Source organism: Halorubrum sp. SS7 (assembly GCF_005435055.1).
GTDB lineage: Archaea > Halobacteriota > Halobacteria > Halobacteriales > Haloferacaceae > Halorubrum > Halorubrum salinarum.
Genome location: NZ_SGXV01000541.1, coordinates 1 through 264, shown reverse-complemented (window position 1 = coordinate 264; position 264 = coordinate 1). Strand labels below are relative to the sequence as shown.

General features: G+C 63.3%; 1 pseudogene. It reads left to right on the top strand.

The features are described 5' to 3' along the window. Positions 1–116 precede the first annotated feature (116 nt). Positions 117–264 (top strand): annotated as a pseudogene (locus tag EXE44_RS21760) (metalloprotease); the annotation flags it as partial.

The window sequence follows — 264 nt, the reverse complement described above, 5'->3', positions numbered from 1 at the left end:
CACGACCGGACCGGCGTGGTCTGTGTCGCTCATAGGCGTCATGAGGAGGGCCGCCTATTTAACCGATCACCGACCGAACCCGGTGACTTAACGGGTCACCGTCCGAATCCGGGGACATGCGTGGAATCAAGGTCGGCAGCGCGTTCGGCATCCCGATCCGGCTCAACTGGACCTTTCTGCTCGTCTTACCCCTCTTCGCGTACCTCATCGGCGGACAGGTCGGCACCATCGCCGAGGTGATGAACGAGACCGCCGGGCTCGGGA